This window comes from Halobacillus sp. BBL2006, assembly GCF_000786645.1.
Classification (GTDB): domain Bacteria; phylum Bacillota; class Bacilli; order Bacillales; family Halobacillaceae; genus Halobacillus.
Map to the genome: position 1 here is coordinate 1 of NZ_JRNX01000470.1, position 3034 is coordinate 3034.

Below are 3034 nucleotides of genomic sequence, written 5' to 3' on the forward strand. Positions count from 1 at the left end.
CGCCGCCTGGTTATCCAGGCGGCGTTTCTTCTCTTATTCTTCTGGTAATTCAATGATAATTTCTTTGCGGTCCTTCCCATCCGTGCTTATTCTCCAATACTCGTAGTCGGGACGGCGCCCCGCAAAGTTTTGATCGACCGTAACTAGTAATTCCTTCCCATTAGGAAAAAAGACTGGTTCTGTCACATGTTCCTTGAATTTCGTAACCTGCTGTACATTTTCACCACTGACTTTCATGGTAAACACTTCATACTGGTAGGTGCCCCGATCATTCTTGGAGGCAACGTCAGAGAAAGCAATCCGGGTTCCGTCAGGCGAGAGGGCAGGAGAGCCGATGTTCGGTCCATCCTGTGCCGCCGATTTGTATTCAGGTTCGGGCGTGATCGTCTCGACTTTCTTCGTTTCAAGGTTCATACGTTGAACTAGATTCTCTCCGTTATAGAGTGAAAATAGTAAGTATTTTCCTTCACTTGTCATCTGTAAGCCAGATAAACTGAAAAGCTTCCGCTTAGTGAGCTGTTTAGTTTCATAGGTATCGAGATTCATCTGGTAAATATCGAAATCTTTGGCAAACATCCCGTCTCCGTTTGTATTGTTTTGATACGATTTAGCTTCCGTATAGTAAACCTGCTTGCCATCTGGTCCAAACACTGCTTCGCTGATGTAATGATCAATGTCCTGCAAGGGCTGGCTCTTTTTTTTCAACATATCGTACATCATCAGCTGGTTATAGGGTTTCCCCTCTACTTTATATTCTTTAATGTACAGTAGCTTCGTGCCGTCTGGTGAATAGGCAGGATGGACGTAAGAGTCCATCGTTTTGGGCTCCAGAAGCAGTTCAGCTTTCCCGCCGGAAGCAGGAGCTGTATAGAGTGCAGACTCTCCATTTTTGTCATATGGAAAGAGTAGTTCTTTCCCATCAGGAGAAAGGACAGGAGACCGGCCAAGTCCTGTATGCTGAATCGGTCCCTTGGCAAATGTCCCCGTCCAATAAAGCAGGGCAAAAGCAACAGCGACAATCGATAGAAAGATGGTATTTTTCTTTTTCAAAGACACGGGATCACCCTTTCTCCATATGGTCTTTCGTAGAAATATAGAAAACGAGTCCGACCAGCATGAGGAGAACCCCATACACACCGAGACCGAGGAAGGAAATCAATCCGAGGACTATCGCAACGGCACCGATTCCTGTCATAATGCTTGCTGTAAATAAAACGGCTTTTCTCTTTTTAAAAAGAAGAAGAGCCGTATGAATGATTAAGAATGCAATAAAGATCGGCCAACTCATCGTACGAATCAGCTCCTCCATAAAATCTCCTCCCTGTTAGATGATCGATAGAATGGCGAATGGGCTCACGGATGCGACGATTAAAAATAGGAAGCCGATTCCGATTGCAGCTACAGGGCGACTGCGGATGAGTTTCATTTGAAATTTGAAGAAAATCAACCAGGCTATAATGCTCGACAATGGAACGGCAAGCATCCAGGAAAAACCTCCAAAAATTAAGAATCCATAGGCGAGGAATAAAGCTGCTGCACAGAGCATGATGCCAAATAGAATATTCACGATATAACTGATTTTCAGAATTGTGCGGGTTTTCTTAGGTGTAGTAGTTTGATGTGAGGAGTAATAGGAATTCCGCATAACAAAGGCGATACATAAAAGGACGACGATGAGTAAGTAAAACCAGAAGAAAATCGCCTGATTACCCGGGGTCTGTTCGACGATAATGCTGTTGAACCCATTCCACATCGCCGCAATCAGCACAATAACATTGAGAGACCAATAGTGGCGCCCCATAAATGAAATGTTGATGGCGGACATTGTGACAGCCGTTCCGACAAGAATTTGAAGGAGAAGCCACACAGGCTCTACCTCTCCTACGACAAACGTCATATCGATATAGAAAAGCGCTGCAAACAATAGGCTGGCAATCCCAATTACATAAAGCAAGCTGCGTTGATAAGGATACATCGTTTCCTGAAGTCCGTGACCGATGAAATCTGAATCCCCAAAGTCTTCCACGGCTAGTTTTTCTGCTTTTTTCTCAGAGTTTCCCTGATTCATATAATGGTGTTTGGCTGATTCCATATGACTCATTAGCTCTTCTCTGATGTCCTCCCGTTCGTCCGGGGGGCTTTGCATTTGTTCCAAAATGCGATTGACGTGCTTTTCCATACGATTCATGATAAGTCCTCCGACGTTTTCATAATCAGGTCATTCACGCTCTTCCATTCGCCGAGTTTCTGATCGAGGACCGTCCGTCCCTCATCGGTGATTTTGTAATACTTTCTCCGTCCACTCTCGGTTTCTGACCAATACGAGGTTAGCCATTCCTTTTTTTCTAACCGTTTCAATGCAGGATAAAGGGTTCCTTCACTCATGTTGTAAAGGTTGTCGCTTTGTTCCTTCAGGCGTTTAACAATCTCATAACCGTACATGTCGTGCTTTGAGACAAGTCCGAGCATAAGAATATCGATGCTGCCTTTCATGATTTCTCGATCCATGGTTTCACACCTTTACCAATATTTGTTGTTAACATTGTATAACGAGGTACATCGTATTGCAAGGGTGATGTTTGATTTTTCCAATTTTAGATGGAGGGCGTGCATCAGATAATAAATGGCTCAACTGAAATATTTGAGAGGAGAAACAGAAGATCCCACTCCGAGTGGGATATTTTTGCCCAAAAAAAGCCAGACCTTTTAAAGGCCTGGCTTGTTTACTCTTAAACCCACGTATAATCGCGTCCCCAGCTTTCCTTCGCTAAATGGGAAACTTGACTGACAGTCTCATTTTCCACTGCATAAGCATCCCCTTGTTCATAAGGGTTGTAGTGGAAGGCGTAAAGCCTTGATACAAACTCATGGAACGGAAGGGAGCTTTCGCCTTCAACCTCACCGTTTCCGTTGACGCTCGGTTCGATTTCCTGGCCCCAGTTTTGGGAGCCGTCATTATTAGGATTGTAAAAGTAAACGCGGTACTCGCCGTTCAAGTCTCTTGCAATCCTCGTAATCGATACGGCATGGAGAC

4 protein-coding genes and 1 pseudogene are annotated in these 3034 nt (G+C 44.4%); all 5 read right to left on the reverse strand.

Annotation, left to right across the window (positions count from 1 at the left end; genetic code table 11):
• Window positions 1-33 precede the first annotated feature (33 nt).
• On the reverse strand, window positions 34-1050 hold the full coding sequence (locus LD39_RS13935; RefSeq protein WP_197061433.1) for a PD40 domain-containing protein: 1017 nt from the start codon (window positions 1048-1050) through the stop codon (window positions 34-36).
• 10 nt (window positions 1051-1060) lie between these two features.
• On the reverse strand, window positions 1061-1309 hold the full coding sequence (locus LD39_RS13940; protein WP_035548174.1) for a hypothetical protein: 249 nt from the start codon (window positions 1307-1309) through the stop codon (window positions 1061-1063).
• A 15-nt stretch (window positions 1310-1324) separates the two neighbouring features.
• Window positions 1325-2188, reverse strand: a complete 864-nt coding sequence (locus tag LD39_RS13945) for a permease prefix domain 1-containing protein (protein WP_035548178.1) — start codon at window positions 2186-2188, stop codon at window positions 1325-1327.
• The gene (locus LD39_RS13950; RefSeq protein WP_035548180.1) at window positions 2185-2508 is read right to left on the reverse strand and encodes a PadR family transcriptional regulator; all 324 of its coding nucleotides are present in this window, start codon (window positions 2506-2508) and stop codon (window positions 2185-2187) included. The genes LD39_RS13945 and LD39_RS13950 overlap by 4 nt, the downstream gene beginning before the upstream one ends.
• Window positions 2509-2729: 221 nt before the next feature.
• Window positions 2730-3034, reverse strand: a pseudogene (locus tag LD39_RS23135) (hypothetical protein); the annotation flags it as partial.